23 protein-coding genes and 1 pseudogene are annotated in these 26400 nt (G+C 71.9%); 11 read left to right on the top strand and 13 right to left on the bottom strand.

The features are described from left to right. Window positions 1–37: 37 nt before the first annotated feature. Window positions 38–1027 (bottom strand): glycoside hydrolase family 26 protein, encoded by a 990-nt coding sequence (locus OHS18_RS00205; protein WP_328615424.1) that lies wholly within the window; start codon window positions 1025–1027, stop codon window positions 38–40. A 194-nt stretch (window positions 1028–1221) separates the two neighbouring features. Between OHS18_RS00205 and OHS18_RS00200 the strand changes: the two genes are divergently transcribed. The 5 genes from OHS18_RS00200 (at window position 1222) to OHS18_RS00180 (ending at window position 6354) form a co-directional block, all read left to right on the top strand. Beyond that, window positions 1222–2535 carry an RICIN domain-containing protein gene (locus OHS18_RS00200; protein ID WP_328615423.1) on the top strand — a complete coding sequence of 438 codons (1314 nt, stop codon included), beginning with the start codon at window positions 1222–1224 and terminating at the stop codon, window positions 2533–2535. A 34-nt stretch (window positions 2536–2569) separates the two neighbouring features. Then, entirely contained in the window at window positions 2570–3199 is a 630-nt protein-coding gene (locus OHS18_RS00195; protein WP_328615422.1) for a helix-turn-helix transcriptional regulator, read from the top strand. After that, window positions 3183–4310, top strand: a complete 1128-nt coding sequence (locus OHS18_RS00190) for an aminotransferase class I/II-fold pyridoxal phosphate-dependent enzyme (RefSeq protein WP_328615421.1) — start codon at window positions 3183–3185, stop codon at window positions 4308–4310. Before OHS18_RS00195 ends, OHS18_RS00190 begins: the two co-directional genes overlap by 17 nt. After that, window positions 4307–4429 (top strand): hypothetical protein, encoded by a 123-nt coding sequence (locus OHS18_RS00185; RefSeq protein ID WP_328615420.1) that lies wholly within the window; start codon window positions 4307–4309, stop codon window positions 4427–4429. Before OHS18_RS00190 ends, OHS18_RS00185 begins: the two co-directional genes overlap by 4 nt. A 296-nt stretch (window positions 4430–4725) precedes the next feature. Next, a complete protein-coding gene (locus OHS18_RS00180) occupies window positions 4726–6354 on the top strand; it encodes a hypothetical protein (protein ID WP_328615419.1) in 1629 nt (542 codons plus the stop codon). Window positions 6355–6361: 7 nt separating this feature from the next. On the opposite strand, the gene OHS18_RS00175 is transcribed toward OHS18_RS00180, so the two are convergent. Continuing rightward, a complete protein-coding gene (locus OHS18_RS00175; RefSeq protein WP_328457366.1) occupies window positions 6362–7291 on the bottom strand; it encodes an SDR family oxidoreductase in 930 nt (309 codons plus the stop codon). A gap of 125 nt (window positions 7292–7416) precedes the next feature. On the opposite strand from OHS18_RS00175, the gene OHS18_RS00170 reads away from it, so the two are divergent. Then, a complete protein-coding gene (locus OHS18_RS00170) occupies window positions 7417–7980 on the top strand; it encodes a TetR family transcriptional regulator (protein WP_328457368.1) in 564 nt (187 codons plus the stop codon). Here the strand turns inward: OHS18_RS00170 and OHS18_RS00165 are convergent. Together OHS18_RS00165 and OHS18_RS00160 are read right to left on the bottom strand one after the other, a co-directional pair. After that, window positions 7974–8267, bottom strand: coding sequence for an STAS domain-containing protein (locus OHS18_RS00165; protein ID WP_328457370.1), 294 nt, complete (start codon window positions 8265–8267; stop codon window positions 7974–7976). The genes OHS18_RS00170 and OHS18_RS00165 overlap by 7 nt on opposite strands. Beyond that, complete coding sequence (locus OHS18_RS00160) at window positions 8267–12355, bottom strand: SpoIIE family protein phosphatase (protein WP_328615418.1); 4089 nt, start codon at window positions 12353–12355, stop codon at window positions 8267–8269. The genes OHS18_RS00165 and OHS18_RS00160 overlap by 1 nt, the downstream gene beginning before the upstream one ends. Before the next feature lie 163 nt (window positions 12356–12518). Here OHS18_RS00160 and OHS18_RS00155 point away from each other — a divergent pair, with 163 nt between their 5' ends. Next, complete coding sequence (locus OHS18_RS00155; protein ID WP_328615417.1) at window positions 12519–13736, top strand: SGNH/GDSL hydrolase family protein; 1218 nt, start codon at window positions 12519–12521, stop codon at window positions 13734–13736. Window positions 13737–13740: 4 nt separating this feature from the next. On the opposite strand, the gene OHS18_RS00150 is transcribed toward OHS18_RS00155, so the two are convergent. After that, entirely contained in the window at window positions 13741–16347 is a 2607-nt protein-coding gene (locus OHS18_RS00150) for a hypothetical protein (RefSeq protein ID WP_328615416.1), read from the bottom strand. 213 nt (window positions 16348–16560) lie between these two features. Further along, complete coding sequence (locus tag OHS18_RS00145; protein WP_328457378.1) at window positions 16561–16941, bottom strand: ATP-binding protein; 381 nt, start codon at window positions 16939–16941, stop codon at window positions 16561–16563. A gap of 189 nt (window positions 16942–17130) precedes the next feature. Between OHS18_RS00145 and OHS18_RS00140 the strand changes: the two are divergent. Further along, a pseudogene (locus OHS18_RS00140) lies at window positions 17131–17412 on the top strand (DUF6292 family protein); the annotation flags it as partial. A gap of 73 nt (window positions 17413–17485) precedes the next feature. Here the strand turns inward: OHS18_RS00140 and OHS18_RS00135 are convergent. Continuing rightward, window positions 17486–18490, bottom strand: a complete 1005-nt coding sequence (locus OHS18_RS00135) for a DMT family transporter (protein WP_328615415.1) — start codon at window positions 18488–18490, stop codon at window positions 17486–17488. Window positions 18491–18525: 35 nt separating this feature from the next. Between OHS18_RS00135 and OHS18_RS00130 the strand changes: the two genes are divergently transcribed. Together OHS18_RS00130 and OHS18_RS00125 are read left to right on the top strand one after the other, a co-directional pair. Next, the gene (locus tag OHS18_RS00130) at window positions 18526–19098 is read left to right on the top strand and encodes a TetR/AcrR family transcriptional regulator (RefSeq protein WP_328615414.1); all 573 of its coding nucleotides are present in this window, start codon (window positions 18526–18528) and stop codon (window positions 19096–19098) included. An 81-nt stretch (window positions 19099–19179) separates the two neighbouring features. Continuing rightward, complete coding sequence (locus OHS18_RS00125; RefSeq protein ID WP_328615413.1) at window positions 19180–20118, top strand: PfkB family carbohydrate kinase; 939 nt, start codon at window positions 19180–19182, stop codon at window positions 20116–20118. Between the two features lie 624 nt (window positions 20119–20742). Here OHS18_RS00125 and OHS18_RS00120 read toward each other — a convergent pair. Both OHS18_RS00120 and OHS18_RS00115 read right to left on the bottom strand, forming a co-directional pair. Further along, entirely contained in the window at window positions 20743–21126 is a 384-nt protein-coding gene (locus OHS18_RS00120; protein WP_328615412.1) for a VOC family protein, read from the bottom strand. Window positions 21127–21158: 32 nt separating this feature from the next. Further along, on the bottom strand, window positions 21159–22124 hold the full coding sequence (locus OHS18_RS00115; RefSeq protein ID WP_328615411.1) for a TIGR03557 family F420-dependent LLM class oxidoreductase: 966 nt from the start codon (window positions 22122–22124) through the stop codon (window positions 21159–21161). A 155-nt stretch (window positions 22125–22279) separates the two neighbouring features. Between OHS18_RS00115 and OHS18_RS00110 the strand changes: the two genes are divergently transcribed. Further along, entirely contained in the window at window positions 22280–22432 is a 153-nt protein-coding gene (locus OHS18_RS00110) for a hypothetical protein (RefSeq protein ID WP_328457391.1), read from the top strand. 2 nt (window positions 22433–22434) lie between these two features. Here OHS18_RS00110 and OHS18_RS00105 read toward each other — a convergent pair whose 3' ends face one another. Genes OHS18_RS00105 through OHS18_RS00090 form a run of 4 tightly spaced genes read right to left on the bottom strand, consistent with a single transcriptional unit; the run spans window position 22435 to window position 26351 of the window. Continuing rightward, a complete protein-coding gene (locus OHS18_RS00105) occupies window positions 22435–22764 on the bottom strand; it encodes a DUF4387 domain-containing protein (protein ID WP_328615410.1) in 330 nt (109 codons plus the stop codon). Continuing rightward, entirely contained in the window at window positions 22757–24133 is a 1377-nt protein-coding gene (locus tag OHS18_RS00100; RefSeq protein ID WP_328615409.1) for an acyclic terpene utilization AtuA family protein, read from the bottom strand. Before OHS18_RS00100 ends, OHS18_RS00105 begins: the two co-directional genes overlap by 8 nt. Then, complete coding sequence (locus tag OHS18_RS00095; protein ID WP_328615408.1) at window positions 24130–25074, bottom strand: NAD(P)-dependent oxidoreductase; 945 nt, start codon at window positions 25072–25074, stop codon at window positions 24130–24132. Before OHS18_RS00095 ends, OHS18_RS00100 begins: the two co-directional genes overlap by 4 nt. Next, window positions 25071–26351 carry an MFS transporter gene (locus tag OHS18_RS00090; RefSeq protein ID WP_328615407.1) on the bottom strand — a complete coding sequence of 427 codons (1281 nt, stop codon included), beginning with the start codon at window positions 26349–26351 and terminating at the stop codon, window positions 25071–25073. Before OHS18_RS00090 ends, OHS18_RS00095 begins: the two co-directional genes overlap by 4 nt. Window positions 26352–26400 lie beyond the last annotated feature (49 nt).

The following is a 26400-nucleotide window of genomic DNA, read 5'->3' as shown; positions in this document are numbered from 1 at the left end:
GTGCCGGGAGGCTGCCCGCCTCCCGGCACCCCGGGCCTCAGCTGCGTTGCATCTCGCCGAGCACCAGCACCCGCCCGTCGAAGTAGGTGCGCTGGATGGCCGCGTTGGAGTTGCTGCCCTGCAGGTACTCCGACCACTCCATGAAGTACGTCCACTTCGGCTGCGACGCCAGCAGCTCCGGCGACGGGATCGTCCCGGTCTCGCCGAGAGCGATCGGCTTGCCGTGCGAGACGTTCAGCATCGCCTGGTAGTCCGAAGAGGACGAGTTCGCCTTCATCCAGACGTCCAGCGCCGCGACGTCGACGTAGGCGTCACCCGGGTAGTAGCTCGCGATCGAGCCCATGTTGACGTCCTTGACCGCCCAGTCCCACACGATGCTCGTGAGCCCCTTGCCCACCAGGTAGTCGTGGGTGATCCGGTAGAGGCCGGCGCTGCCGCCGAGGCCCGGGCGCCCGCCCCACCACGCCCAGCTGTCGTTGAGCTCGTGCAGCGGCCGGAACAGCAGCTGGACGCCCGCGCTCTGCAGCTGCTGCAGGTACGGCACGATCTCGTCGAGCCGCGCCTTGTAGCGGTTGTTGAGGTTCGAGCCGTTCGTCATCAGCTCGCTCCACTGGGTGTCGCTGAGCTTGCTCATCACCCCGGACGACCAGTCGCACGAGCTGCCCTGGGTGGGCGGGCACATGTGCCAGGTCATGGTGACGACCGCGCCGTGGCTCCATTCGAGCTTGGCCTGGTCGACGACCTGCTGCCGGTTGGCGACGTCCGAGCCGCCGAAGAAGAAGTCACCACCCCACAGGCCGGGGTACTGGCCGGTGATGTCGTGCGCCTTGCCGGTGTAGAACGACGGCTGGTTCGCGGGTTCCTTGTTGTGCTGCCCGGCGATCGTGTACTGGCCGGAGATCTGCTTGAGGTAGTTGAGCGTGCCACCGGCTCGGGGTGCGGCGACGGCGGCGGGCGCCGCCAAGGCCGTGACGACGAGTGCGGCCGCGGCGAGCGTGGTGCGGGTCTTGCGCAGGTGTGGGGACACAGGCTGACTCCTCCGCGTCGAGGATAGATTAAGCGCTTAAGAATTGCAGTCCGGACATGCACTCTGTCAAGGCATCCCGTGACAATCCACCGAGGCTTGTCCTGCTCGGTGACAATCGTTGACCGGCACTGGCACCGCTGCTCTACTGACGAGACCCGATGCTTAAGCGGTTGATCTCCGGAACGGAGCCCGCCATGTCTCTCAAACTGACCCTCGTCCTCGCCATCGCCGCCACGCTCGGTGCCGCGCCCGCGGCCCACGCGGCGACCGGGCCCGGCCCGCTCACCGGCCTGGCCGGCAAGTGCGCGACGGTGACCGGTGGCGCGACCGCGAACGGCACCCGGATCCAGCTGCGCGCCTGCGCGGGTTCCGGCGCGCAGAGCTGGACCGTGCAGGACGACGGCACGATCCGCGCGCTCGGGAAGTGCCTCGACGTCCAGGGCGGCTCGGCCGCGAACGGCACGCCGATCCAGCTGTGGGACTGCCTGGGCAACACGCACCAGAAATGGAGCTACGACAGCGCTTCCGGCCGGCTGGTCAACCCCGCCACGGGCGGCTGCCTCGACGTCACCGGGCAGTCGGACGCCGACGGCACCCCGCTGCAGCTCTGGACGTGCAACAACCAGACCAACCAGCAGTGGACGCTCCCCGGTCAGCCGCCGGTCTGCCGGCGCGCACCCGGACAGTCCGTCGTCTCGGTCGGCTTCGCCGGAAAGCGTTATCCCGTCACGGTCCACGTCCCCGCGAGCGCCCCGGCGATCGCGCCGCTGGTGCTCAACCTGCACGGCAGCAGCAGCAGCAGCGGCGCCGGTCAGCTGAGCTATTCGAACATGGCGGCGTCCGCCGACGCGAACGGCTACCTCGCCGCGTTCCCCGAGGGGGCGATCTCCTACCAGGGCGGCCTCTCGTGGACCGTCCCCGGTGTCGGCACCCCGCCGGCCGGGGCGCGCGACGACGTCGGCTTCCTCGACCAGGTCGTCACGACCCTCACCGGCGCGCTGTGCGCCGATCCCCACCGGATCCACCTCACCGGGTACTCCGGCGGCGGCCGGATGGCGTCGGCGTTCGCGTGCGCGCGACCGGAGCGGATCGCCGCGATCGCGCCGGTGGCCGGGTTGCGCGCGGGCCGGCCGGCACCCGGGAACACGTCCGTGCCGGATCCGGCGTCCTGCCGGCCGGGGGTGCCGGTGCCGGTGATCGCGTTCCACGGCAAGCAGGACGCCACCAACCCGTACGACGGCGGCGGCACCGACCTCTGGCAGTACTCGGTCCCGGTGGCGCAGCAACGCTGGGCGGCCATCGACGGGTGCGGCACCGGCCCGGTGAGCACGCAGGTCAGCACGCACGTCACGCGGACGACCTACTGCGACGTGCAGCTCTACACCGTCGCCGACGGCGGGCACACCTGGCCCGGCTCCCCGCAGGCCAAACCGGAGAACGGGAACACCACCCACGAGATCGACGCGAACACGCTCATGTGGCGGTTCTTCGCCGCGCACACGCGCTAGACAGTTCGTCCAGACTGGATGTACCGTCCATACGATGAGCGACGTGACCGCGCGCTGGGCGCCCGTCTGCGAGGCGATCGTGCGGCTGCTCTCGCCGCACGCGGAGGTCGCGCTGCACGACCCGGTCACCGATCGGGTGCTCGGCATCTGGAACGCGTTCCCGGGCCGCGCCCCCGGCGACCCCTCCCTGCTCGGCGAGCTGGACGAACTGCCGCCGTCGGGCAAGGACGTCTACGGGCCCTACCCGAAGTCCCTGCCCGACGGGCGCCGGCTGTCCAGCGTGAGCGCCGTCGTCCGCGACGGCGACGGGCGCGCGGAGGTCGTGCTGTGCGTGAACGTCGACCGCACGGCCTTCGACGACGCCGCGCGCCTGCTCTCGGGCTTCGCCGCGCCGACGTCCGGGCAGCCGCAGGTGCTGTTCGAACGCGACTGGACCGAGCAGCTCAACGACCTGGTGGCGGAGTTCGTCCGCGACAGCGGCACGCCCGTCGAGCGGCTGGACAAGGACCAGCGGTGCGCCCTGCTGTCCCGATTGGACGGTGCCGGGGTCTTCTCCCACCGCCGCTCGATGCCGGTCGTCGCGCGGGCGCTGCGGATCTCCCGCTCGGCCACCTACCAGCTGCTCGCCGAGACCCGGAAGGAACCCGATGCCGACGCTCCCTGATTTCCGGCTGGAGACCTACTTCTCCCGCTGGGAGTTCGCGGCCCGCTACCACCTGACCGCGTCCGACGCGCAGACGATGACGCTCACCGAGCTGCTGGCCCTGGCCGACGACGACGGGCGCGAGCGGTGGGAGACGCTTTCGCTCGGCTACACCGAGACCTACGGCCTGCCCGCGTTGCGCGAGGCGATCGCCGCGACCCACACCGGCGTCGCCCCCGAGGACGTGCTCTGTTTCGCCGGTGCGGAAGAGGGCCTCTACCTGGCGATGCGGACGCTGCTGGAGCCGGGCGACCACGTCGTGGTCGTCACGCCGAACTACCAGGCGGCGGAGACGATCCCGCTGTCGATCTGCGAGGTGACGGGCGTCGCGCTGCGGCCGGAGGACGGCTGGGCGCTCGACGTCGACGAGCTCGAGCGGCAGCTGCGGCCGAACACCAGGCTGGTGTCGGTCAACTTCCCCAACAACCCGACCGGCGCGGTGCCGGACCGGGAGACGTGGACGCGGCTGGTCCGGCTCTGCGAGGACCGCGGCGTCCTGCTGTTCAGCGACGAGGTCTACCGCGGCCTGGAGGCCGGACCGGCGCTCCCGCAGGCCGCCGACCTCTCCCCCGCCGCGCTCTCGCTGAACGTCATGTCCAAGGCGTACGGGCTGCCCGGCCTGCGCATCGGCTGGATCGCCTGCCGGGACCGGGAAATCCTGAGCCGGCTCGAGCGGGCCAAGCACTACACGTCGATCTGCAACTCCGCGCCCGCCGAGGTGCTGGCGCTGATCGCGGTGCGCGCCCGGCAGCGGATCCTCGACCGCAACCGCGCGATCATCGCGGACAACCTCCCGCGGTTCGACGCGTTCTTCGCGCGCTTCCCGGACCTGTTCGACTGGGCGCCCCCGCGCGGCGGCTGCGTCTGCTTCCCGCGGTACCTGGGCGCCGACGGCGTCGAGGCGATGTGCACGGAGCTCGTCGAGCAGTGCGGAGTTCTGTTGCTCCCGGCGAGCATCTACGGCTCGCGGCTGACGCCGACCCCGCCGGACCGGTTCCGGATCGGCGTCGGCCGGCATGCGCCGGACGAGGCGCTGGCGGTCTGGGCGTCGTGGCTGGAAAGCCGTCGATGACCCTGCCCGCTGGGGCTTCCCGGACGTCGGGGGCGACGGCCACGTCAAGGCGGCCGGCGGCCGGCCTGCCCGGCAACAACGGCCTCGTCCTGGTGCTGGACGCCACCACGGGCGTCTGACCCGGGTGTGGGCCGCCGCCCGGACGCGGCCGGACAAGTCCTGCGTGACGGGGTGCTCCGCGGCGCCGGCCGCTCGATCGCCGACCTGACCGGCGTCGGAGGTGTCCGGCGCGCCGGCGCTTACTTCGCGATTACCTTGCGTTTGGTATACAGGTCCGGCTGACCGGTGACGGCCGGCCGCAGGTCACGCCCGCCCGACAAAGTCTATTGTGGACATTCATGGGCGAATCCGTCTGAACCACTCGGGGTTTTCCGCCGTGTGCCGTGGTGAGGTGGCGACCTGAGAGGAGGGGCTGATGCCCCACTTGCGTACGTCCGGACGACACCGCAAACCGGCGACGATCGGACTCGTCGCACTGCTGGGAGTAGCCGGGGCGACCGCGACAGCGATCGCCCTGAGCAGTCCGGCCAGCAACGCGGCGACGGAGAACTGCACGGGGCTCGACACGGCGTTGCAGAACAACCTGGGTTTCATCGCGAGCCAGCAGATGGCCCCGGACGCCCAATCCGCGGCCCGCATCGCCAACCGCAAAGCGGTGGTCGACCAGATCCAGCAGCGCCGCCAGGAAGCGGGCTGCCAGGGAGCGGTAGCGGCCAACCAGGCAGCGGTGAACTGCGCGGCGGTCGCCGGAGCCGCCGACGGCACCGCGGTGGCCGACCAGAAAGGCATGGCCGGCCAGGAAAGCGCGGCCGACCAGAACGGTGCGGCCCAGAACGGCATGGCCGGCAAGAAAGGCGCGGCCGGCAAGAGCGCCGCCGACGAGAACGGCATGGCCGGTCAGGAAAGCACGGCCGACCAGAAGGGCGCGGCCGGTAAGAAGAGCGCGGCCGGCAAGAGCGCCGCCCACGAGAACGGCATGGCGGCCGAGAACGATGCCGCCCAGGGCGCCGACCAGCAGGGCATGGCGGGCCAGGACCAGGCCGCTGACGAAAACGGTGCCGACCAGAACGGCGCGGCGGACCAGTCCGCCGCGGCAGCCGACCAGGCCGCGGCGGCCGATCAGGCGTGCGCGGTCGTGCAGCAGTGCCTGGCCCAGGAAGCCGCGACCGCGGACACCAACGGCATGGCCCAGCAGAACGCGATGACCGGCCAAGCCGGCGCCGAAGACCAGAGCGGCATGGCCCAGCAGAACGGCGCCGCCGCCCAGAACGGCAAGGCCGACCAGCAAGGCATGGCCGGCCAGAACGGCATGGCCGAGCAGCAGGGCATGGCGGGCCAGAACCAGGCCGCCGACCAGAACGGCATGGCCCAGAACGGGATGGCCGACCAGCAGGGCGCGGCAGCTCAGGACGCGGCGGCCCTCCAGAATTGCGCGGCCGTCTTGAGCTGCGTGGCTCAGGCCGATCCCAACGCGGCAGCCGACCAGAACGGGATGGCCACCGGCGAGACCGCCGCGGCCGGCGAGAACGGCATGGCCCAGCAGAACGGCATGGCCCAGCAGGACGGCGCGGCCGGCGAGAACGGCAAGGGCAAGGCCGTCGATCAGAACGGCATGGCGACCGACCAGAAGGGCAAAGCCAAGAACAAGGCCAAGGCCCAGGACGCCGCCGGTCAGGCGGCCGCGGACCAGGCGGCCGCCGTCGCGGTCGACTGCGTCGCCCAGGCCGCGGCAGCCGAGGGCACCGCGGCCAACGGAACCCAGGCCACCGACACCGAAGCCGCCGGTGCGGACTCGGCGGCGACCGTCTGCGCCGGCTCGACCGTCACGCTCTCCGGCGAGGCGGGTACGCCCGCGGCGTCGAGCAACCAGTTCGCCGCCGGCACCATGCTGAAGGTGACGAACCTGGACAACGGCAAGTCCATCACGGTGCCGGTGACCTCGACGTCCGGCAGCTGCGCGCTGCTGAACAACTCGGCGTTCGACCAGATCCACGAGCCGGGCAAGCAGCTCATCCGCAACGCGAAGATCCAGAAGGTCGGCTGACCGGGCCTCAGGGGTGTGCGCCGGCGGAGGGTCGGCGCACACCCGTGAGGTAGTCGCCGTGCGCCAGGTCCTCGAGCAACGTCGGGTGGCTCGGCGACCAGCCGAGCAGGTCCCGGGTGTGCGCGCCGGACACCGGCGCGTCGATGCCGTAGACCTCGGCCATGAACGGGCTCGCGAAATGCGTCGCGGCCTCCTCCGGGGTCACGGCGACCGCGGGCAGGCCGAGGCCCCGGGCGATCGTCTCCGCGATGCGCCGGAACGGGACGCCGCTTTCGGCCACCCCGTGCAGCACACTGCCCGCCGGGGCCTTCTCCAACGCCAGGCGGAACAGCACCGCCGCGTCGAGCCGGTGGACGGCGGGCCAGCGGTTGCCGCCGCCGAGGTAGGCCGACTTGCCCGTCGTGCGCGCGGTGTCGACGAGCATGCCGAGGAAGCCGTAGTCGCCGGGGCCGTGGACCGTCGGCGCGAGCCGGACCACGCTCGCCCGCACACCGGACGCGGCGAAGCCCAGGCAGGCCCGTTCGCCCGGAATGCGGAAACCGGCGATGCCGGCCGGGTCGGGCTCGTCCTGTTCGGTGGTCTCGCGGCCGGTGGGCATCACCAGCGTGCCGGACGTGCTGACGAACGGCTTTCCCGTGTGCGCCAACGCTTCGCCGAGCGTCTCGATCGCGGTCCGGTCGCGGCGCATCATGTCGTCGGGGTCGGCGAAGTCGCCGCCGAAGGCCATGTGCAGGACGCCGTCGGCGGCTTCGGCGCCGCGGCGCAGGCTGTCGAGGTCGTCCAGCGAGCCGCGGTGCGGGGTCGCGCCCAGCGACTCCAGCCGGGTGGCCGCGGCGTCCGAGCGCGCCAAGCCGGTGACGGTGTGACCCGCCGCGACGAGCTCGGTGACGACGGCGGGGCCGGTCAGACCGGACCCGCCGGTGACGAAGACGTGCATGGAACACTCCCAGTTTTTACGCCAGTGACTGGCACTAAGTAGCGCCAGTCACTGACTCTACGCGTAGCGCCAGCCACTGGCGCAATGTGGTGTCAGTCACTGGCGCAACGCGGTAAGCTCGCGACGTGCCACGAAGCGGAGCAGAAGCGCGCCGCCGCCTTCAGCAGGCGGCCCTGGAGCTGTACCGGGAACGCGGGTTCGACCGGACCACCACCGCCGAGATCGCCGCGCGGGCCGGCGTCAACGAGCGCACCTTCTTCCGGCACTTCCCGGACAAGCGCGAAGTGCTCTTCGACGGCGAAGCCGCCCTACGCGACACGATGACGGCGGCCGTCGCCGAAGCGCCCGCTGACCTCCAGCCGCTCGACGTGCTGCTGCGCGCCTTCCGGAAGGCGGCCCGGATTCTCGAAGAGAACCGGCCGTTCTCCGAGCCACGGCTGGCGATCATCGCCGTGACGCCGGCCCTGCGCGAGCGCGATCTGGCCAAGGCCGCGTCCCTCGGCGACGCCCTCGCCGAGGCTCTGCGGCAGCGCGGTGTTCCCGGCCGGCTGGCCGGCCTGGCCGCGCAGACCGGCTGGGCCACCTTCCACCACGCGGCCCAGGCCTGGATCGACGACCCGTCACAGAGCCTGGACGCGCACCTCGACCAGGCCTTCGACGATCTCCGCGCCCTGACGCCGGGTCACTGACGAGGCGGGTGGATCGGCACGACGTCGCCGAGGCCGGAAACGGTCAAAACCGGGGCCAGCAACGGAGAAGCGACGAGTTCCAGGTGATCGGCGTGGTCGAACAGCACGGCGATGCCGGCGCTGTCGAGGTACTCGACGGCCGTCAGGTCGAGGACGACCCGCTCGGTGGTCTCTTCGAGCGCCGCGGCGAGGACGGGGGCGTTGCCCATGTCGATCTCGCCGCTGGCGGCCAGCACGGCCGTGCCGTCCGGACGTCGTTGCGGGACAAGCGAAAGCGGAATGGTCATCACACGATCCTGGTCAGCATGTCGACGGTGGTCCCGGTGGCGGTGGTGTTGATGGTGACCTCCTGCATCATCGCGCGCATGAACGTGATGCCGTGGCCGCGGGTGGATCCGGGCGCCGCGTCCACCGCCTTCCACCGGCCGGTGTCCGCGACCGTCAGGCGGAGGCTGTCGGCGAAGGCTTCGGCGCGGAGCCGGACGATCTCGCCCGGGCTGTCGCGGTTGCCGTGCTCGATGGCGTTGGCGCAGGCTTCGCCCGCCGCGACCAGGACGTTCTGCGCCTGCTGGGCGTCGAGCTGGCACTGGCCGAGCCAGGTGCGCAACGTCTTGCGGACGCGGCCGAGCTCGCCCGCCTCGGCCGGGAAGCTCACTTCCAGCGGCCCGGGGTGGCGGTAGAGCAGCAGGGCGACGTCGTCGTCGTAGCCCGTGGTGGGGGCCAGGCGCCGCATGAGGTCGCCGGCCAGGTCCTCGACCGCGTTCACCCGGCCGTCGTGCAGGACCTGCCCGGCCCGCTCGATGCCTTCGTCCAGCGAGCGTCTTCGCCGTTCGACGAGGCCGTCGGTGTACAGCAGCAGGGTCGCGCGGGCGGGGATGGTGTGCTCGGCTTCGGGACGCGCGCGGCCGGGGCGGACGCCGAGCGGCACCGACCGGCCGCCTTCGAGCAGGAGCGTCGCACCGTCGGACAGCGCGAGGATCCCCGGCGGGTGCCCGGCGGTGCTGTAGACCAGCTGCCCGGTCCCGGGATCGAGCACACCGCAGAAGACGGTGGTGCACAACGCGCCGTCGAGCTTGGCCGCGAACTGGTCCAGGGCCATCAGGGTGTGCGCCGGACGCGGGTCCTGCAGCAGGAGCGCGCGGCACGCGCTGCGCAGCTGGCCCATCACGGCGGCCGCGTGCAGCCCGCGGCCGACGCAGTCGCCCACGACGATGCCGATGCGCCCGTCCGACAGCTCGACGGTGTCGTACCAGTCGCCGCCGACCTCCAGGGGCCGCGTGGCGGGTTCGTAGCGGACGGCGAACCCGGTGGGCAGGTCGGCGGGGCCGAGGATGGCCCGTTGCAGGGCGACGGCCGTCTCCCGCTGCTGGTCGATCTGGTGGGCGCGGCCCAGGCTCGGCCCGATGTGGCCGGCGAGCAGCGACAGCAGCAGCCGGTCCTCGTCGGTGAACGGGCGGCGGTCGCCGAGGTCGATCAGCAGCGCCAGCCGGCCGTGGGGGTGTTCGAGGACGGTCCCGGACCACGTGCGGCCGGAAACCGGGGCCAGCAGCGCTCCTCGCCGTAGCTCGCCGAGCGCGCGACGCTGGTCGCCGGGCAGGTTTTCCCAGGTGACGGGCGGTTCGGCGTAGGTCCGCGTGGGTTCGTCACCGGCGCCGAACACCGAGGCGACGACGGCTTCGGCGCGCCAGAGGTCCTTCAGCTCGCTCAGCGCGCTGGTCATCGCATCGGTCAGCGTCGTCGCCTCGGCCAGCCGGGTGCTCATCGACGCCAGTGCGCTGTCGCGCTGGATCGCGTAGTGCTCGGCGGTGACGTCGCGGAAGGTGCCGACGATGACGGCCCGCCCGGAGTCCGGGTCCTGCGCCTGGGCGAACGCGGCGCGCGCCCACAGGCGATGGCCGTCCCGGTGGGTGACGGGGATCGTGTAGGTGCCGTGGGTCTTGCCGAGCAAGGTCGCGAACGCCTCGTTGACCGCCCGATGACCTTCGGGATCGGATTCGGCGTCCGGCCACCAGGGGTGGACCGGGTGGTACGGCAGGCCCTCGGTGCTGTAGCCGAGGATGTCGGTGAAGGCGGCGTTGATCTCGATGACCGCGCCGTCGGCGTCGCAGACGAAGAAGGCCTCCTGCAGCGAGTCGACCAGCGCGGTGCGCCACCGGGCCTGGTGCGTGCGCAGCCGCGCGAGCTCGACGTTCGCCCGCACCCGCGCGAGCAGCTCGGCCGCCGCGAACGGCTTGATCAGGTAGTCGTCGGCGCCGGCGCGCAGGCCCTCGATCGATGCCTCCTGCCCGGCACGGGCGGAGAGCAGCAGGGCCGGCATCGACGCCGTGCGCGGGTCGTCGCGCAGCGCCGCGACCAGCTCGAGCCCGCCCAGCCGCGGCATCATGACGTCGCTGACCACGAGGTCGAACGCCGTCGCCCGGGCCGCCTCGAGCGCCTCCTGGCCGTCGGTGACCGCGTCGACCTGGTAACCGGCGTCGCTCAGCAGCCGCGTGAGGTACTCGCGCATGTCGGCGTTGTCGTCGGCGACCAGCACCCGTGTCGGCGCGGTGGGTGCCGAGAGGGCCTGGGAGCGGCGGTCGGCGTCGGGGGTGCTGGGCAGCCAGCGCAGGGCTTCGTGCACGTACGCGGCGGCGTCCGGGGTCGCGGTGTGGCCTCCGGCCGGGATCAGCGCCTCCGGCGGCAGGTGCCCGGCGCCGAACGGCAACCGGATGGTGAAGGTGGTGCCTTCGCCCTCGACGCTGCGCGCGGTGATCGTGCCGCCGTGCAGGTCGACGATCTCCTGGACCAGCGCCAGGCCGATGCCGCTGCCTTCGGTGGACCGGGCGCGGACGTTCTCGATGCGGTGGAACCGCTGGAACAACCGGGGCAGTTCCCCTTCGGGCACACCGATCCCGGTGTCCGCGACGGTGACGGCCGCCTGGTCGCCCTCCGCCCGCGTCGAGACCGCGATGGCGCCGTCGAAGGTGAACTTCAGCGCGTTGGACAGCAGGTTGAAGATCACCTTCTCCCACAGGCCGCGGTCGAGGTACACGGGTTCGCCCAGGGGCGGGCACCCGACGTCCAGGCGCAGGCCGGCCTTGTCGATGGCGGAGCGGAACACCCCGGCGAGCTCTGCGGTGACCTCGGCCAGGTCCACCGGTTCGAACCGGGCCTGCATGCGGCCGGCTTCGAGGCGCGAGACGTCCAGCAGGGTGTTGACCAGCTTGCCCAGCCGCAACCCGTTGCGGTGGATGACTTCCAGCTCCTGGCCGGTGCGCTCGTCGGTGGCGCCGACCCGGGCCCGCAGCTCGTCCAGCGGGCCCATGATCAGGGTGAGCGGGGTGCGGAACTCGTGGCTGATGTTGGAGAAGAACGCCGTCTTGGCCCGGTCGAGCTCGGCCAGCTCCTCCGCCCGCCGCTGCTGGGCGTGGAAGCTGCGGGCGCCGCCGATGCCGGCCGCGAGGTGCCCGGCGACCAGTTCGACGAACCCGCGGTAGGTCTCGTCGAGCGCGCGGTAGCGGTTCAGCCCGGCCACCAGGAAGCCGTAGGGCGCGGCGCCCTGCTGCGCCAGCGGTACCAGCAGCGCCTGGGTGGGTGGTTCCGGCCAGTCGCCGGTCGGCAGCCCGGCGAAGCCGGCCAGCTCGACGAGCACGGACTCGCCGCCGGCCGCCGGCCACACCGCGGCGGGGTCGTCGACGCCGATCGTGGCGGGGGCCGCCGGGTGGTCCGCGGCGATCCCGGTGGCGCCCGCCCGCCGCGCGACGCCGTCGTCGCCGAAGAGGTAGGTCAGGGTGAAGGGCAGGTCGCGCCGGTTGCGGCCGAGCTGCCGGCCGGCGAAGGCCAGGGTCTGCTGTTCGGTGCGCACGACGGTCGGGTCCGAGCCCAGGTCGCGCAGGGTCGACAGGCGCCGGTCGGCGATGACGCGGTCGGTGTCTTCGCGGACCACGCACAGCATGCCGACCACCACGCCGTCGTCGTCGCGCAGCGGGCTGTAGGAGAACGTGTGGTACGACTCTTCCGGGTAGCCGGAGCGCTCCAGGTAGAGCAGCAGGGCCTCGTCCCAGGTCGCCTGCGCGGTGGCGAGCACGGTGGCGATCCGCGGGCCGATGTCGTCCCAGATCTCGGCCCACACCTCGCTCGCCGGCCGGCCGAGGGCCCACGGGTACTTGCGGCCCAGGGTGTCGCGCCGGTAGGCGGCGTTGCAGAAGAACGTCAGCTCCGGGCCCCAGGCCATCCACATCGAGAACCGCGACGACACGAGGATGTCCACCGCGGTCCGGAGGCTCTGCGGCCACTCGGACGGCGGCCCGAGCGGGGTGGCCGTCCAGTCGACCGCCGCCAGGTCGCGGCCGACGTCGCCCTCGGCGAAGAACACGTCGTCGTCGGAACCGGCCACGTACGCCCCTCCCTCACGGTGCACCCCGGGCCGGTCGCCGGCCGTCCCCCGAACTCTACGTCGCGACCGGGCCGGGCACGAACCGGTCCCACGCGACCACCGCTGGCCATTTCCGGAAATGCGCGGTAAAACTGTCTTCTCCCACCGAAGAAGGTGATTTCCCGTGACGACCAAAAATGTCCTGCTGGCCACGGTTACCATCATTTCCCTGATTTCGGGCAGCACGAAAGCCGCGGCCGCCGAAACCGATTCAGCGACGCCTCGGCGGGTTTCGGCGTGGTCGCCGAGCATGACGATCGGCGGCCCGAACTTCACCGACCGGACGCTGCGGATGGTCGTCCACCCCAGCGTCGGCGGCGACGGCTTACGCGTGCACCTGTCCAACCTGCGCGGCACCACTCCCCTCGCGGTCGGCGCGGTGGGCCTCGCCCTGCAGGCCGACCGCGCGACCGCCGTCGAAGGCTCCCGGCGCGCGGTGACGTTCTCGCACGCGAAGACGCTCACGATCCCGGCGGGCCGGGAGGTCGTCAGCGATCCGGTGCCGCTGTCCGTGCGCGCGGAGCAGAACCTGCTCGTGAGCCTGTACCTGCCGCAGGCGACCGGTTCCGCGACCTGGCACTCCGACGCGTTCGACGTCTCCTACCTCTCGAAGCCGGGCGACCACGCGGCCGACACCGACGACGGGAACTACGTCGCCGCCACGACTTCCTGGTACTACCTGTCCGATTTGGACGTCGTCTCCCCCACCGCGCGCGGTACCGTGGTGGCCTTCGGCGACTCCATCACCGACGGCTACAACACCCCGGCGAGCGTGTACCGCCGCTGGCCGGACGACCTCGCCCGGCGGCTCGCCGGGCCGCATCCGAGCGCCGTGGTCGACGCCGGGATCGGCGGCAACCGGGTGCTCACCGACGTGCCGAACATCTGGCAGGGGGTCAGCGCCACCAAGCGGTTCGCCCACGACGCACTGGCCCAGCCGGGCGTGCGAACGGTGATCCTCCTGGAGGGCATCAACGACATCGGGAACAACGCCGGCCCCGGCGGTGTCCCGCTCACCGCGCAGCACCTGATCGACGGTTACCGCGAACTGATCCGGCAGGCGCACGCGGCCGGGGTGCGGATCATCGGCGGGACCATGCTGCCGGACAAGGGAGCCGGCTACTACAGCGGATCCGCCGAGGCGATCCGCCGGGCGGCGAACGCCTGGATCCGCACGAGCGGGGAGTTCGACGGCGTCGCCGACTTCGAGAAGGCGCTGCAAGACCCCTCCGATCCGGAAGCGCTGCAGGCCGGCTTCGACTCGGGTGATCACCTCCACCCGAACGAAGCCGGCATGCAGGCCATGGCCGACGCGGTCGACCTGCGGCTGCTGAACCGCTGAATCCCTACTCGACGCGGAAGCCGTCGACCAGGAAATAGGTTCCGCTCTTCTTGGAAACGGTCAGCGTGTGCCGCCCGGCGGCGAGCCCGGTCACCGAATAAACGGGAAACCGGGTTTGCCGCTGGGCGGTGTTCGCGCTGACGGTTCCCTTGTCGGCGCCGTCGAGCGTGACGCCGATATCCCCTTCGTCGGAATTCGTCTCGGTGAGCAGGCCGATCCCGGTCCCGGTGAAGGTGATCGACGCGGAAGCACCGTCCTGCTGGGTGTAGTGGACGCCGTTCTCGAGGTCGCCGTAGGGGCGCGAGCCGCTCGAGGACCAGCTCCCGGTGTAGGCGATCCGCAGGTCGTCGTCGTCGAGCACTGGGGCGGGCGGGAGGTGCGGCCCGGCGGCGTCGATGATCGCCCGGGCCGCGGGCGGCCAGCGGCCGTCGGTGACCACAGTGGACGGCGTGAGGTCGATGTCCGTGCCGCTGTTGTTGTAGCGGTCGGTGTCGGTGAAGTTACCGTGGATGGTGTCGTCGTGGATGGTCGGCGTCCACAGGTTCAGCCACAGCGAGCCGTTGCCGAACTCCACCACGTTGTCGTGGGTGTCCCAGAGCGAGCTGCCCTCGTCGTGGTAGATCATGTTGCAGCCGTTGACGCATTCGCCGAGCACGTTGCCGGCGAATTCCGACGGCGACGCCTGCCCGCCGAGCGTGTAGACCGGGCCGCCGTCGAAGAGCACGCCCATCACGCTGTGCACGTGGTTGCCGAGCACGTGGTTGCCACCGGCGTAGGTCGTGCCGTGCAGGCACGGGTCGGCCAGGCCCTGCTTGGCCTGCAGCGCGCAGCTCGACGCCCAGCCCCAGCCCCACCCGATCGACACACCCGAGTACGGCGTGTAGCCGATGTCGTTGTGGGACAACGTGGTCCCGCGGCTGTGGCCGACCCAGACGCCGACCGCGTCCTGGTACTCCTGCCCCGGCCGCTGCACGACGTTGCCGGAGACGCTGTTGCCGCTGGTCATCAGCGCGGGCTGGGTCTGGTAGTAGTCGTCGACCTCGCCGACGGTGACCCCGCTGCCGCCGATATCGGTGATCGAACTGCCGGACACCGTCGAGTCCTGGGTCTGGTCGGCGAGGTCGATCCCGCTGGTCCCGGTGTGCCGCACGGTCACGCCGGTGAACCCGATCCGCGCCCCGCGGTGCACCTGGACGGCGGCCGGAATGCGGGTGGGGGTGCGGGTGGCCGGGTCCCAGAGGATCCCGGCCTGGTTGTCGACGTAGCCCGCGGTGCTCGGGGCGGTCCAGGTCGTGTACGCGAACGTGATGCCCTCGAAGGCGATGTCGTGCACCGGCGCGACGACGTCGGGGATGACGGTGAAGCCGTCGACCAGCAGGTAGTCGCCGCCGGCCTTGACCACGCGGATCGTGTGCTCGCCCTTGGCCAGTCCGGTGACCGAGACGACGGCCTGCTGCGCGAGCCGCTCGGCGCTCTTGGCCGACACCGTCTGCTTCTTGACGCCGTCGACGTAGACGTCCATGTCGCCTTCGTCGGTGTTCGTCTCGGTCAGGACCTGAAGACCGGTGCCGGTGAAGGTGTAGCCGAAGGCGTCGCCGTTGTTCCGGGTGTAGTGCACGTCGGCGCCGAGATCACCCAGGTGCCGGCCGTCGGAGTAGCTCCAGCTGCCGGTGTAGGTCGCGCGCCAGTCGGTGTCGTCGAGCGGCGCGAGGTGCCCGGGGGTGCCGGAGACGTCGAGCAGTTCCGGCGCGACGGGCAGCTCTACGTCGGCCTTGGCGAGGTCCTCGCCGGGCCGCGGTACGTAGTAGAGGTAACCGGCGTCGCCGTCGAGGTAGAACTGGCCGGGCGTGCCGAGCAGCTGGTACGCGTTTTCGAGCCGGGTCACGCGATCGAGGCTCGGCAGGCCGGCACCGTTGAACGGGAAGCTCGGGTCGGGCACCGAAGTGTGGTTGTTGTTCCAGCACCCGGGGTCGACGGTCAGCGCCGAGCCGCCCGAGGCGCCGGGTGTGATCGAGGCCAGCGGGCAGCGCAGCTGCTTCCAGCCGTTGTCGGCGACGACCTCGACCCGGGCGGCGTTCGTCCAGGACGTGTAGGACGCGTCGGCGGTGGTGAACCCCGTGGCGGACACGGAGAACCCGCCCGGGTCCTGGGCCGTGCGGGCTCGTTGCGCGCGGACGCCGTCGACGAACAGCTCCCGGCTCGCGGTCCCCTTCGGCACCGGCGCGCGGTAGATGTTCCTGGCCGTGTCCGTCTTCCGGAAACCTCCGACCTTCAGCGCGCCGCTGAAAGTCGGGGTCTGGCCGGGGGCGGCGCGGTAGACGACGCGGTGGCCCGGCGTGCCGGAGTCCGGCACGCCCAGCCGCAACGGCGTGGTCAGCGAGTAGGTGCCGCCGCGCAGCTCGACCACGACGTCGCCTCGGGCGTGCGGGACGAGACCGCGGACCCGGTCACGAGCGGTGGTGAGCGCGCACGGGGAGGCGGAACCGCAGGCCGAGCCGTGCCCGTCGGGGGCGGCGTAGAGGACGTCCGGGGATCTTCCGGGAGTGGCGCCGACAGCCGCGACAACGGCTGCGGCGGTGACCAGGTGCGCGACGGCAGTGGCGATTCGCATCGGGGGGTGCTCCGGCAGGGTCAGAGGACAGACATCTGATGAATATAGCCGGGGCGGATGCTTCGCGGGATACCTCGGGACGACCGGTTCGAGCAGGTAAACCGGCCACAAGCGGCGAAAAGTGCCCTCGATGAGACAAGGCAGGACACGTTACGCCGTCGGCCTTGACAGCGCAGAGTTCCTACCTTTGGGTGGACCGCCGGACGTTCGACGTCAGGACGCGACGGGGATTTCGGCCCACACCGTCCGGCCGCCGTCACCGCGGTGGAAGTGGCCTCGGCGCCGGGAGCACGCGGCGACCAGGGTCAGCCCGGTGCCGATCGGTGTCGACAGCGGAACGGCCGGGTCGAACCAGGCGGCACCACCCGCGTCCTCGACGCCGATCCAGACCGTCGAGTCGGACCGCAGCAACCGGACCCGCGCCGGCCCGGTGGCGTGCCGGACGGCGTTGGTGGCCAATTCGTTCATGATCAGCACGATGTCGGTGATCGTGTCGGCCGGCAGATCGCCCGCCGCGACCAGCCGCTCCCGGGCCCACGACCGGACGAGTCTGATTTCCTTCGGGTCCACATCGAAGTCGAAGCTCTCGCGCATCACGTTCTCAACTCCCCCAGAGTGACCGGAACACGCTCTGATTCCCCGGCGTGGGACCGGTTACACGTGGCCCCGCCAACACCGCACGAATGGACGCGTCAGCTCAGGAATGTCGTTCGACGATTTCACGCATATCCGCCGGGAAAACGGGTAGCCGACCGGCATCGTCGAAGACCAGGCAGGTGAACCGTGAACACCGACTTCTCGGACGAAACCACTCTCCTCCCCTATCTGCGCGCCGTCGCCACCGAACTCGGGTTGCTGATCGAGGACGCCGAAGCCGAGCTCGCCGAGCCGGTGTACGGCCAGATCCGGTTCGCCGGCCGCCCCGCCGACGGGCCCGCGAAGCACGAACTCCTGACCTGGGACCGCCGCCACGGCTGGCAGCTGACCGCGGCCGACGGCAGATCCGGCTCGATGCACGTGGTGGCCACGTTCTCCGGTGATCTCCGGCCGGCCCCGCGGGCGGTCGCGGACTTCACCCTCGAAACCCTGGACGCTCGCGGCGAGCGCCTCATCCGCCGGCAGAGCGACGGCGACCGGCTCAGCGTCCTGCTGGACCGCTACGCCGAACCGCCGTCGAAACGCCGCCCGCGCCGGACGACGGACGTACCGACGCGGTGGACCGGCTCACGTCCGCGGGCGCAGAACACCGCCCGGACGCGTTCCTGACCTTCGCACCCCGGGACACCAGCCAGGTCGCGGCGAGCGCCAGCGCCAGCCCGGTCACCGTCCACCCGCCGAACGGCTCGCCGAACATCAGCGTGCCCCAGATCGTGGTGGCCGCCGGCACCAGGAACATCAGCGTATTCACGCTCGTCACCCCGACGCGGTCCAGCAGCAGCCAATACAGCCCGTATCCGCCGAGCGTGGAGAAAACGATCAGCCACGCCATCGCGATCCAGAACCGGGCCGACGCCGGCGGCTGCACGGCGCCGGTCGCCACCGCCAAAGCCGTGAAGACCACGGCCGAGGTGACGCAGTGGATCGCCACCGCGCGCAGCGGCGACGGGCGCTCCCGGGTGCGCCGGTCGAGGAAGGTCGCCGCGACCAGGCAGCACATCCCGGCGAACGGCACGAGGTAGGCCCACAGCGGGGTCCCGTGCCCCGACGTCGCGTCCGACCAGGTCACCAGGGCCACCCCGGCCACGCCGACGCCCAGGCCGAGCCACTGCCGCCCGGTGACCACGACACCCAGCAGCGGCCCGGCGAGGGCGGCGACGACGAGCGGCTGGATACCGTCGATCAAGGCCGTCGTGCCGGTGTTGACGCCCAGGCCGATGGCCCGGTACACGGTCAGCAGGTACCCGGACTGCGACAGCGCCCCGACCAGGATCTGCCGCCCCAGCCCCGCTTTCCCGCCGGCGCCCGAGCGGACGAGAAACGGCACGAGCAGCAGCGCCAGCGGCACGAACCGCCACATCAGGACGGTCGCGACCGGCGCGTCCGCGGCCCCGAGCTTCGCGCCGATGAAGCCCGACGACCAGCATGCGACGAACAGCGCGCCGAGCCCGATCTCCGCGCCGGATATACCGATCTGTTTACTCATTCGCCCGAGACTACACCGATCGGTATACTCGTGGCATGGACGAGGTGATCGAGTGGACGCCCAAGGCGCGCGCGGTGCTGGCGGCGGCGGAAGAGCTGTTCTACGCGCACGGCATCCACGCGGTCGGCGTCGACCTGATCGCCGAGCGCGCCGGTGTCACGAAGAAGACGCTCTACGACCGGTTCGGCTCGAAGGAGCGGCTGGTCGTCGAGTACCTCCGCGAGCGGGACGGGCGGTGGCGCGCGTTCCTCGCCCCGCTGCTGGACGCGGCGGGTGCCGACCCGGCGTCCCGGCTCCGCGCCGTTTTCGACGCCTCCGCCCGGTGGGCCGCCCGGTACAGCGGGAAGGGTTGCAGCATGATCAACGCCCACGCCGAGATCAACGACCCGGCGCACCCCGCCTACCGGGTGATCGTCGGCCAGAAGGCGTGGATGCTCGACCTGTTCACGACCATCGCGACCGCGGCCGGGGCCGCCGACCCGCGGTCGGCGGCGCGCACCGTCATGTTGCTGCACGAAGGCGCGCTCGTCACCGACGGGATGCACGTCTTCGAGAACTCCTACGCCCACGCGCGGGACGTCGCGGCGCGGGTGCTCGAGTCCGCTTGAGCCCGGCTCACCTACCCGAACGAGCGGTTTGCCTTGCTCGCGGGGCGGGGTAGCCGGTCTTCGGAGCCGAGGAGGCGCGTGATGCCCAGCGAAGTCGTGGTCGTCGGCCAGGTCGCCCGAGACCTGGTGGTCGAAGTCCCGGACGCGCCCGACGCGGGGTCGTCGGCCGAAGTGCAGCACCGCCAGGAGCGGCTCGGCGGGAAGGGCGCCAACCAGGCCGTGGCGCTGAGCCAGCTGGGCACGTCGGTGTCGCTCGTCGGCGTGGTCGGCGAGGACCTCGTCGGCGACGCCCTGCGAGCGCGGGCGCGGGCCGACCGCATCGGCACCACGCACGTGGTCCGCCGGCGCGGCGCCGAGACGGCGCTGATCGTCGACGTCGTCGACGAGCACGGCCGCCGCCGCTACCTCGAGCACATCCCGGCCGCCACCCTGGTGACCGAGACCGACGTCCTCACCGCCGCCGCGCCGATCTCGGCTGCCTGCTCCCTGATCGTCCAGCTGCAGCAGCCCGCGCCGGCGGCGTTGCTGGCGGCACGGCTGGCGCACACCGCGGGCACCCGCGTCGTGCTCGACGGCGCACCGGCGGACCCGGACCTCACGGACGAACTGCTCGCACTGGCCGACGTCGTGCGCGCCGACGCCCACGAGACCGAAACGCTCGCCGGCCGGCCGGTGGAGGACATCGAAACGGCTGTCCGAGCCGCGGCCGAGCTGCGGCGGCGCGGGCCGTCGCTGGTCGTGCTCGAAGTGTCCGGGCAGGGCAACCTGTTCGCCGGGCCGGACGGCACCTGGTTCGTCCCGCACGTCGAAACCGAAGTCGTCGACACCACCGGCGCCGGGGACGCGCTGATCGCGACCCTCACAGCGGCGCTGACCCGCCGGCGCCCACTGGAGACGGCGGCCTGCCTGGCGGTCGCAGCGGCCGCGGCGACCACCGAGCACGCGGGCGGCCGGCCCTGCCTGAGCCGCCCGGCCCTCGACCGCCTGCGGCCGGAGCGGGCCGAAGAAGTGCACGCCTGACCGGTTGATCGCCGGTTCGGGCCGCCGGGCTCGGGTCGCCGGGCCGGCAGCTCACCTGCCGGTCGAGCGAAGCCACGACGAGCGCCGCGCAGCGTGCCCTCGGCAGGCCGCGCTCCTGCGCCAGCGCGGCCGAAGCCGCTTGGGCGGCGGTGCGGCTCAAGCCGGGGCTGGTCAGGGCCGCCTGGGGGGCGGTGCGGCTCAAGCCTGGGCAGGTCGAGCCACTCAGCGGCCGCGCGGCTCGGCCTGAGGCCAGTCAAGCCACCCCGACGGCAGCGCAACTCAAGTCCGGGCCGGACAAACCACCTGGACGACAGAGCGGTCAAGCCTGAGGCCAGTCAAGCCGCCTGGGCGCGGCGCGGCTCAAGCCTGGGCAGGTCGAACCACCTCAGCGGCATGCGGCTCAAGCCCGGGCAGGTCGAACCACCTCAGCGGCATGCAGCTCAGCCCGGCGCGGGACAAACCATCTCAGCGGCAGTGCGACTCAAGCCCAGGGCGGCCGGCACTTGCAGCACGAGCCGGCGGCAAGGCCGCCGTGCTGCTGCGCGGGACCACCCGCGCGCTCGTCGGCCGGATGGCCGACGGGCCCGGCGCCGTCGGAGTGTCCACTTCGGACCGTCGCGCCGGTCAGGTCACCGGGTCGACGCGGGTCCGCAGCAGGCAGAACTCGTTGCCCTCCGGGTCCTGGAGGACGTGCCAGCTCTCGTCGCCGGTCTGCCCGACGTCGGCCCGTTTCGCGCCCAGCTCCAGCAGCCGCTCGAGTTCGGCGTCCTGGTCCCGGTCGGTGGGGCTGACATCCAGGTGCAGTGGCAGTTTCGCGGCCTTCCCCTGGCCGCCGGTGCCGAGGACGAGGGTCGGCTGCGGGCCGCCGAAGCCGGTGCCGGGCGGGCCGATCTCGATGCCGTCGGGCTCGCGGCGGTACTCGACGTAGCCCAGTACGCCGGACCAGAACCTCGCCAGTGTCTCGGGGTCCCGGGCGTCGATGACGATCTCGCTGATGCGGCAGGCCATCACGTCACCCTGTCAGACGCGTCCCGCCTTCCTCAATGGAACTCCGGCAGCACGTGCTCCTGCCAGCCGCGGAAGAAGCCGTCGTGGTCGGAGCCGACCTGCTGGACGTAGATCTCGTCCACGCCGGCGTCGACGTACTGGCGCACCCGCTCGGCGTGCGCCTTCGGGTCGTCGCCGCACACGATCGCCTTCCCGACGTCCTCGCGCGGGACGAACGTCGTCGCGGCCTCGAAGTCCTCCGGGCGCGGCAGGATCTGGGCCAGCTGACCGGGTAGGGCGTCGTTGGCCCACAACCGGTGTGCCTGGTCGAGCGCCGCTTCGGCGTCGGTGTCCCAGCTGACCTTCATCCCGGCCTGCACCGGCTTGCCGCCGCCACCGGACTCGCGGAAGGCCCGGACGAGATCGGCGTCGGGCACCACCGTGCAGTAGCCGTCGCCGATGCGCCCGGCCAGCTCGGTGGCCTGCGGTCCGAACCCGGAGACGTAGATCGGCACCGGCTCGGCCGGCACCGTGTAGATCCGCGCGTCCTGCACCTCGTAGTGGTCTCCGTGGTGGCTGACGGCTTCGCCGCGCGCGCCCGCCGAGTGCAGCAGGCGGATGACCTCGACGGCCTCCTCCAGCATCGCCAGCCGTTGCCCGGCCGACGGCCAGGCGTCCCCGAGGATGTGCTCGTTCAGCGCCTCCCCCGAGCCGACGCCCAGCACGAACCGGCCGTCCAGCTGGACGGCGGCGGTGGCCGCGGCCTGTGCGATCACGGCCGGGTGCAGCCGGACGGTCGGGCACGTCACCGCCGTGGTGATCGGCAGCGAGACGGCCTCGGACAGGGCGCCGATCACCGACCAGACGAACGGGCTCTGGCCCTGCGCGTCGTTCCAGGGGTGGAAGTGGTCCGAGATCCAGAGCCGTTCGAAGCCCGCACGCTCGGCCGCCCGGGCCTGGGCCACCAGCTCGCGCGGACCGTACTGCTCGCAGGACAGGAAATAACCGATCGACGTCATGGCGGCCGGTTACCCCGGCCGGCCGCCCGGCACACCGGCCGTCGCCCACTCCGGTGAATCGGGTCGCCGCCACTCGGCCGGACGGTGATGCTTCTGCCGAGTGGATCGCCGGGAAGCGGGTACTCCCGCCCCACATCGACCGAGAGGAACGCGTCATGGGACTTATCGTCGGCCTGCTGGTGGTCTGGGCCGTGCTGGTGGTGCTCGGGATCGTCATCAAGGGCCTGTTCTGGCTGATCATCGTCGGCGCGATCCTGTTCGTCGCGACCGGGGTGATCGGTTTCGTGCGGCGCAAGGCCGTGCGCTGAATTCACCCTCCGGCAGCTCGGCCGGGTAGCTCCAGGAGTGCCAGCGGCACGTGGTGCTGCCCGGCGTGGATGTCACGGTCGCGCAGGCTGCCCTGGGGAATCGGGCGGGGGAAGGAGATCTTGACAACGTTGAGCGCGGGGATGCGGAAGATCTGCACGCCGCCCGCCGGGACGCCGTACAGCTCCGCGATCACGTTCTCGTTCAGGAACCTCTCGTCGGCGGCGGTGTGGTAGCCCGCTGCGTCGCGCAGGAACAGTTCCATGGTGACCCAGAACGGGCCCGCGTTTTTCGAACGCACTTCGATCGCCAGGTCTTGCAAGGTGTCAGGCATGGACGCGGGCCTTCCGGAACTCGGTGCGGAACATCGTGGTCGGGGTTTCGGAATCGACGACGTGGTTCAGGGCGAACTCGTACACCGGCCCCCGCTCGGTCTCGGCCGGCGAGGTCGGGAACGCGAGGCTCGGCAGGTACGGCATGTCCGCCGCCGGCAGGTGCAGCATCAGCGGGTTGGCGATCTTGGCGACGGCGGTCGCGGTGGTCTGGTCGGCGGCGCGCACCAGCAGCATGACGCCGACCTCGCGAGCCGGCGTCGTCGCGGGATCCAGGTCTTCGAGGATCGCGTTGTGGCCGTAGAGCCGGATGTCGAACTCGTAGTCCCCCTCCCCCAGCGCGAGCGTCTGGTGCACACGATCGACGAGCACCTTCTTCAGCAGCGCGGCCCACTCCTCGATGCCGGCCAGGATATGCGGGTCGCGGATCGCGGTGAACGACATCGTTTCGTAGCCGGTGAGCCGGGCGCCTTCGAGCTTGATCGTGTGCTGTGCAGCGGGTTCGAACACCGACCCCTCCACGCGCACGACCCGGTCGTCGACTTCGCGGTAGGTGGCGCGCGAGACGTCGAGGGTGCCGGCAGGCTCCCGCATCCGGAACGGGTTCGCGGTCTCGTAGAGCATGTGCGCCGCCACGGACGTCGGCGTGCACGACGCCGCGGGGTCGAGCGGTTCGATCGTGAAGCCGCCCTGGTCGATCCGCGCGAACACCCCACCGGAACGGGGGTTCGTCGTGCACTGGCCGCCGCACTCGACGATCTTGGCCGCGTGCCAGACCGGGCCGGGCGGCATTCCTTTCATCAGCGCGAAAGCGGCCGCGACGGCGGTGTCGGTGGCCCGCCCGGCCAGCACGACGTCCGCCCCCGCGCGCAGCGCCTCCTCGATGGGCTCGTGCCCCATCATCCCGACGACACGCACGCAGCTGTCGAGGGTCGTGCTGTCGAGCGGCCCGAGCGGGGGCAGCGGGTGGATCGCCTGCTCGGCGAGCCGGCGCCGGAGGTAGGCGGGGTCCTGTTCGCTGTAGATGGTGGCGACGGTCAGCTCGAGCCGCTCTTCGGCGAGGATGTCCGCGGTGATGCCCGCGAGCCAGTCGACGCCGCTGTCCGCCCCGCTGGTGCCGCAGGACCCGACGACGAGCGGGATCCGGGCCTTCGCCGCGGCGCGCAGGAGCAGGCGCATGTCGCGGGCGACCGCCGCGGTGGAGGTCTTCGGGGTGCCGGACCCGAGGTAGTAGGGGCCGGAGTCGGTCGAGCCGCCGTCGACGGCGATGACGTCGGCGCCGAGCGCGAGGCCGCGTTCGACCGTTTCCGGGGCGAACCCCGCGCCGATCATGCCCGTGGGCACGAGGACGCCCACTGCCGTGTCGTTCACTGATCTCTCCTAGGTGCTACGGGGGTTCGGGGTTCGCCGCGCAGGGACGCGAGCAGTTCGTGCGCCGCGGCGACCGCGGTGGCCCGCCGGGCTTCGGCGGTCTGGCCGGCGAGGTGCGAGTACACGGTGATGCCGCGGACTCCGCGCAGCGGACTGTCCGGCGGCAGCGGCTCGGCCTCGGTGACGTCGAGGGCCGCACCCGCCAGCGTTGCCGCCGTGACCGCCTCGGCCAGGGCCTTCTCGTCGACGAGGGCGCCGCGCGCGGTGTTGACGAGGATCGCCGTGGGCTTCAGCAGGGCGAGCGCGGCGGCGTCGACGAGGTGGCGGGTCCGCGGGGTCAGCGCGGTGTGCAGCGACACGAAGTCCGCTTCGCGCAACAACTTCGGCAGCTCGACGAACTCGACGTCCGGCGCACCGCCGTCCGGGTGCCCGGTGGCGCAGAGGATCCGCATCCCGAACGCCTGCGCGAGCGGGACGACGGCCCGGGCGGCCGGCCCGTGCCCGACGAGCCCGAGGGTGGCTCCCCGCAACTCGCGGCCCCCTTGCCTGGGCCAGCTACCGGCACGCACCCCGCCCGCCGATTCGGCCAGCCCCCGGGCGGCGGCCAGCAGCAGCCCCATCGTGTACTCGGCGACGGCGTTGCTGTTGATCCCCGGCAGGTTGCTCACCCGGATACCGAGGCGGCCGGCGGCATCGAGGTCGACCGAGTCGTACCCGACGCCCGAGCGCACGATCACCCGCAGCAGCGGCGCCCGCCCGAGCACGTCGGCGGTCAACGGGTCGTGGGCGACGATGGCACCGGTCGCGTCCCCGAGGGCCGCGGCGAGTTCGTCGCCGCGCGCTCCGGTGCGGTAGCGGACTTCGTGGCCGGCGGCGGTGAGGATCGCCGCGGCCTCGTCGCCGGGGTGGGAGTAGTCGGTGGTGACCAGGATCGTGCTCACAGCGCGATCCCCGTCTCGCTCGCCGACCGGCGCCGCAGCACCTCGATGCGCACGACGGCGCCGAGCGCGAACACCGCCAGCAGGGCGGCGTCGATCGGCATGAGGTTCCAGCCGGTCACGTCGACCATGCCGCCCACCACCGCGGGGCCCAGGAAACCTCCGGTCGCCCAGCCCACCGTGTACAGCGCGGTGTACGTGCCGAGGACCCGGCCGGACGGCGCCAGGTTCCACAGCACCACCGCGCCGTTGATCACGAAGCCGGCGGCGCCGATCGCGGCCACGCACAGCGCGACGATCGTCGCGATGGAGGTGTGCAGGAGCGTGCCGACCGTCAGGGACACCACAAAAACCGTCGAGCCCAGGGCCATCACCCGGAGCCGGCCGATCCGCTCGGACAGCAGCGCCAGCGGGTACGCCGCGAGCAGGAACGCGACGCCGCTGGGCAACGTGAGCCCGCCGGCGCCGCCGCGGGTCAAACCGAGGGCCTCGATGCCGTAGTTCGTGATCAGCGAGCGGGACGCCGCCCAAGCGGCGCCGAACAGGAGGATCGCCAGGATCACCAGCAGCCGGGTGCGGTCGGCGTCACCGGCGATGTCCCGCAGGATGTCGCGCATGCGTGGTTTGGGCGTGTCCTCCCGCGCCGGCTCCCGGTCCTCCGCCACCGCCTCCTGGTAGGCGCGGGAACTGCTGTCGCGGACCCGCCACACCAGCACCGCGGCCGAGACGAGCATCAGGATCGAGGGCACCGAGAAAGCCAGCTTCGGGTGCGAGTCGACCATGAGCGTGCTGATCAGCGCCGAAACGATGATGGTCAGGCTGGACGCGATCTTCACCGCCGCGTTCGCCCGGCTGCGGCGCTCCGGGCGGATGAAGTCGGGCAGCAGCGCCTCCCCCAGCGGCTTGAAGCTGTTCGCCACCAGGGCGTAGGTGAACATGAGCGCGACGAGCGCCGGCAGCGACGACGCGAGCGGGATCGTGGCGAACAGGACGGCCGCGACCGGCATCCCGGCGGCCAGGTAGGGGATCCGCCGGCCCCAGCGGGTGCGGGTGTTGTCCGACCGGTTGCCGATCCAGGGCTGGATGAACAGGCCCAGCACGTTGTCCATGCCCATCAGCAGCCCGATGACGGCGGCGCTGCCGACGTGCTCGCGCAGCAGCGGAGGCACCTGCGCGTCGTAGAAGTTCCACGTCGATTCCTGGGCGAAGACGGCCAGCGCGACGTAGAACGTGATGCGCCGGCCGGTCTTCCGCCCCCTCGGGGTGTCCACTGTGGTCATTCCAAGTCCTCCGGGTGCCGGGCCGCCTCGTCGCGTCGGCGTTGCCGCC

The sequence above is a fragment of the Amycolatopsis sp. NBC_00355 genome, from assembly GCF_036104975.1.
Taxonomy (GTDB): Bacteria; Actinomycetota; Actinomycetes; order Mycobacteriales; family Pseudonocardiaceae; genus Amycolatopsis.
Note: the sequence above shows the minus strand (reverse complement) of the source record. Positions and strands in the feature narration are given on the sequence as shown.

Excerpts from the sequence above, each read along its gene's own strand:
- OHS18_RS00200 (WP_328615423.1), top strand. The coding sequence starts at position 1,222 with ATGTCTCTCAAACTGACCCTCGTCCTCGCCATCGCCGCCACGCTCGGT.
- OHS18_RS00195 (WP_328615422.1), top strand. The coding sequence starts at position 2,570 with ATGAGCGACGTGACCGCGCGCTGGGCGCCCGTCTGCGAGGCGATCGTG.
- OHS18_RS00190 (WP_328615421.1), top strand. The coding sequence starts at position 3,183 with ATGCCGACGCTCCCTGATTTCCGGCTGGAGACCTACTTCTCCCGCTGG.
- OHS18_RS00185 (WP_328615420.1), top strand. The coding sequence starts at position 4,307 with ATGACCCTGCCCGCTGGGGCTTCCCGGACGTCGGGGGCGACGGCCACG.
- OHS18_RS00180 (WP_328615419.1), top strand. The coding sequence starts at position 4,726 with ATGCCCCACTTGCGTACGTCCGGACGACACCGCAAACCGGCGACGATC.
- OHS18_RS00175 (WP_328457366.1), bottom strand. The coding sequence starts at position 7,291 with ATGCACGTCTTCGTCACCGGCGGGTCCGGTCTGACCGGCCCCGCCGTC.
- OHS18_RS00165 (WP_328457370.1), bottom strand. The coding sequence starts at position 8,267 with ATGACCATTCCGCTTTCGCTTGTCCCGCAACGACGTCCGGACGGCACG.
- OHS18_RS00150 (WP_328615416.1), bottom strand. The coding sequence starts at position 16,347 with ATGCGAATCGCCACTGCCGTCGCGCACCTGGTCACCGCCGCAGCCGTT.
- OHS18_RS00145 (WP_328457378.1), bottom strand. The coding sequence starts at position 16,941 with ATGCGCGAGAGCTTCGACTTCGATGTGGACCCGAAGGAAATCAGACTC.
- OHS18_RS00135 (WP_328615415.1), bottom strand. The coding sequence starts at position 18,490 with ATGAGTAAACAGATCGGTATATCCGGCGCGGAGATCGGGCTCGGCGCG.
- OHS18_RS00130 (WP_328615414.1), top strand. The coding sequence starts at position 18,526 with ATGGACGAGGTGATCGAGTGGACGCCCAAGGCGCGCGCGGTGCTGGCG.
- OHS18_RS00125 (WP_328615413.1), top strand. The coding sequence starts at position 19,180 with ATGCCCAGCGAAGTCGTGGTCGTCGGCCAGGTCGCCCGAGACCTGGTG.
- OHS18_RS00120 (WP_328615412.1), bottom strand. The coding sequence starts at position 21,126 with ATGGCCTGCCGCATCAGCGAGATCGTCATCGACGCCCGGGACCCCGAG.
- OHS18_RS00115 (WP_328615411.1), bottom strand. The coding sequence starts at position 22,124 with ATGACGTCGATCGGTTATTTCCTGTCCTGCGAGCAGTACGGTCCGCGC.
- OHS18_RS00110 (WP_328457391.1), top strand. The coding sequence starts at position 22,280 with ATGGGACTTATCGTCGGCCTGCTGGTGGTCTGGGCCGTGCTGGTGGTG.
- OHS18_RS00105 (WP_328615410.1), bottom strand. The coding sequence starts at position 22,764 with ATGCCTGACACCTTGCAAGACCTGGCGATCGAAGTGCGTTCGAAAAAC.
- OHS18_RS00090 (WP_328615407.1), bottom strand. The coding sequence starts at position 26,351 with ATGACCACAGTGGACACCCCGAGGGGGCGGAAGACCGGCCGGCGCATC.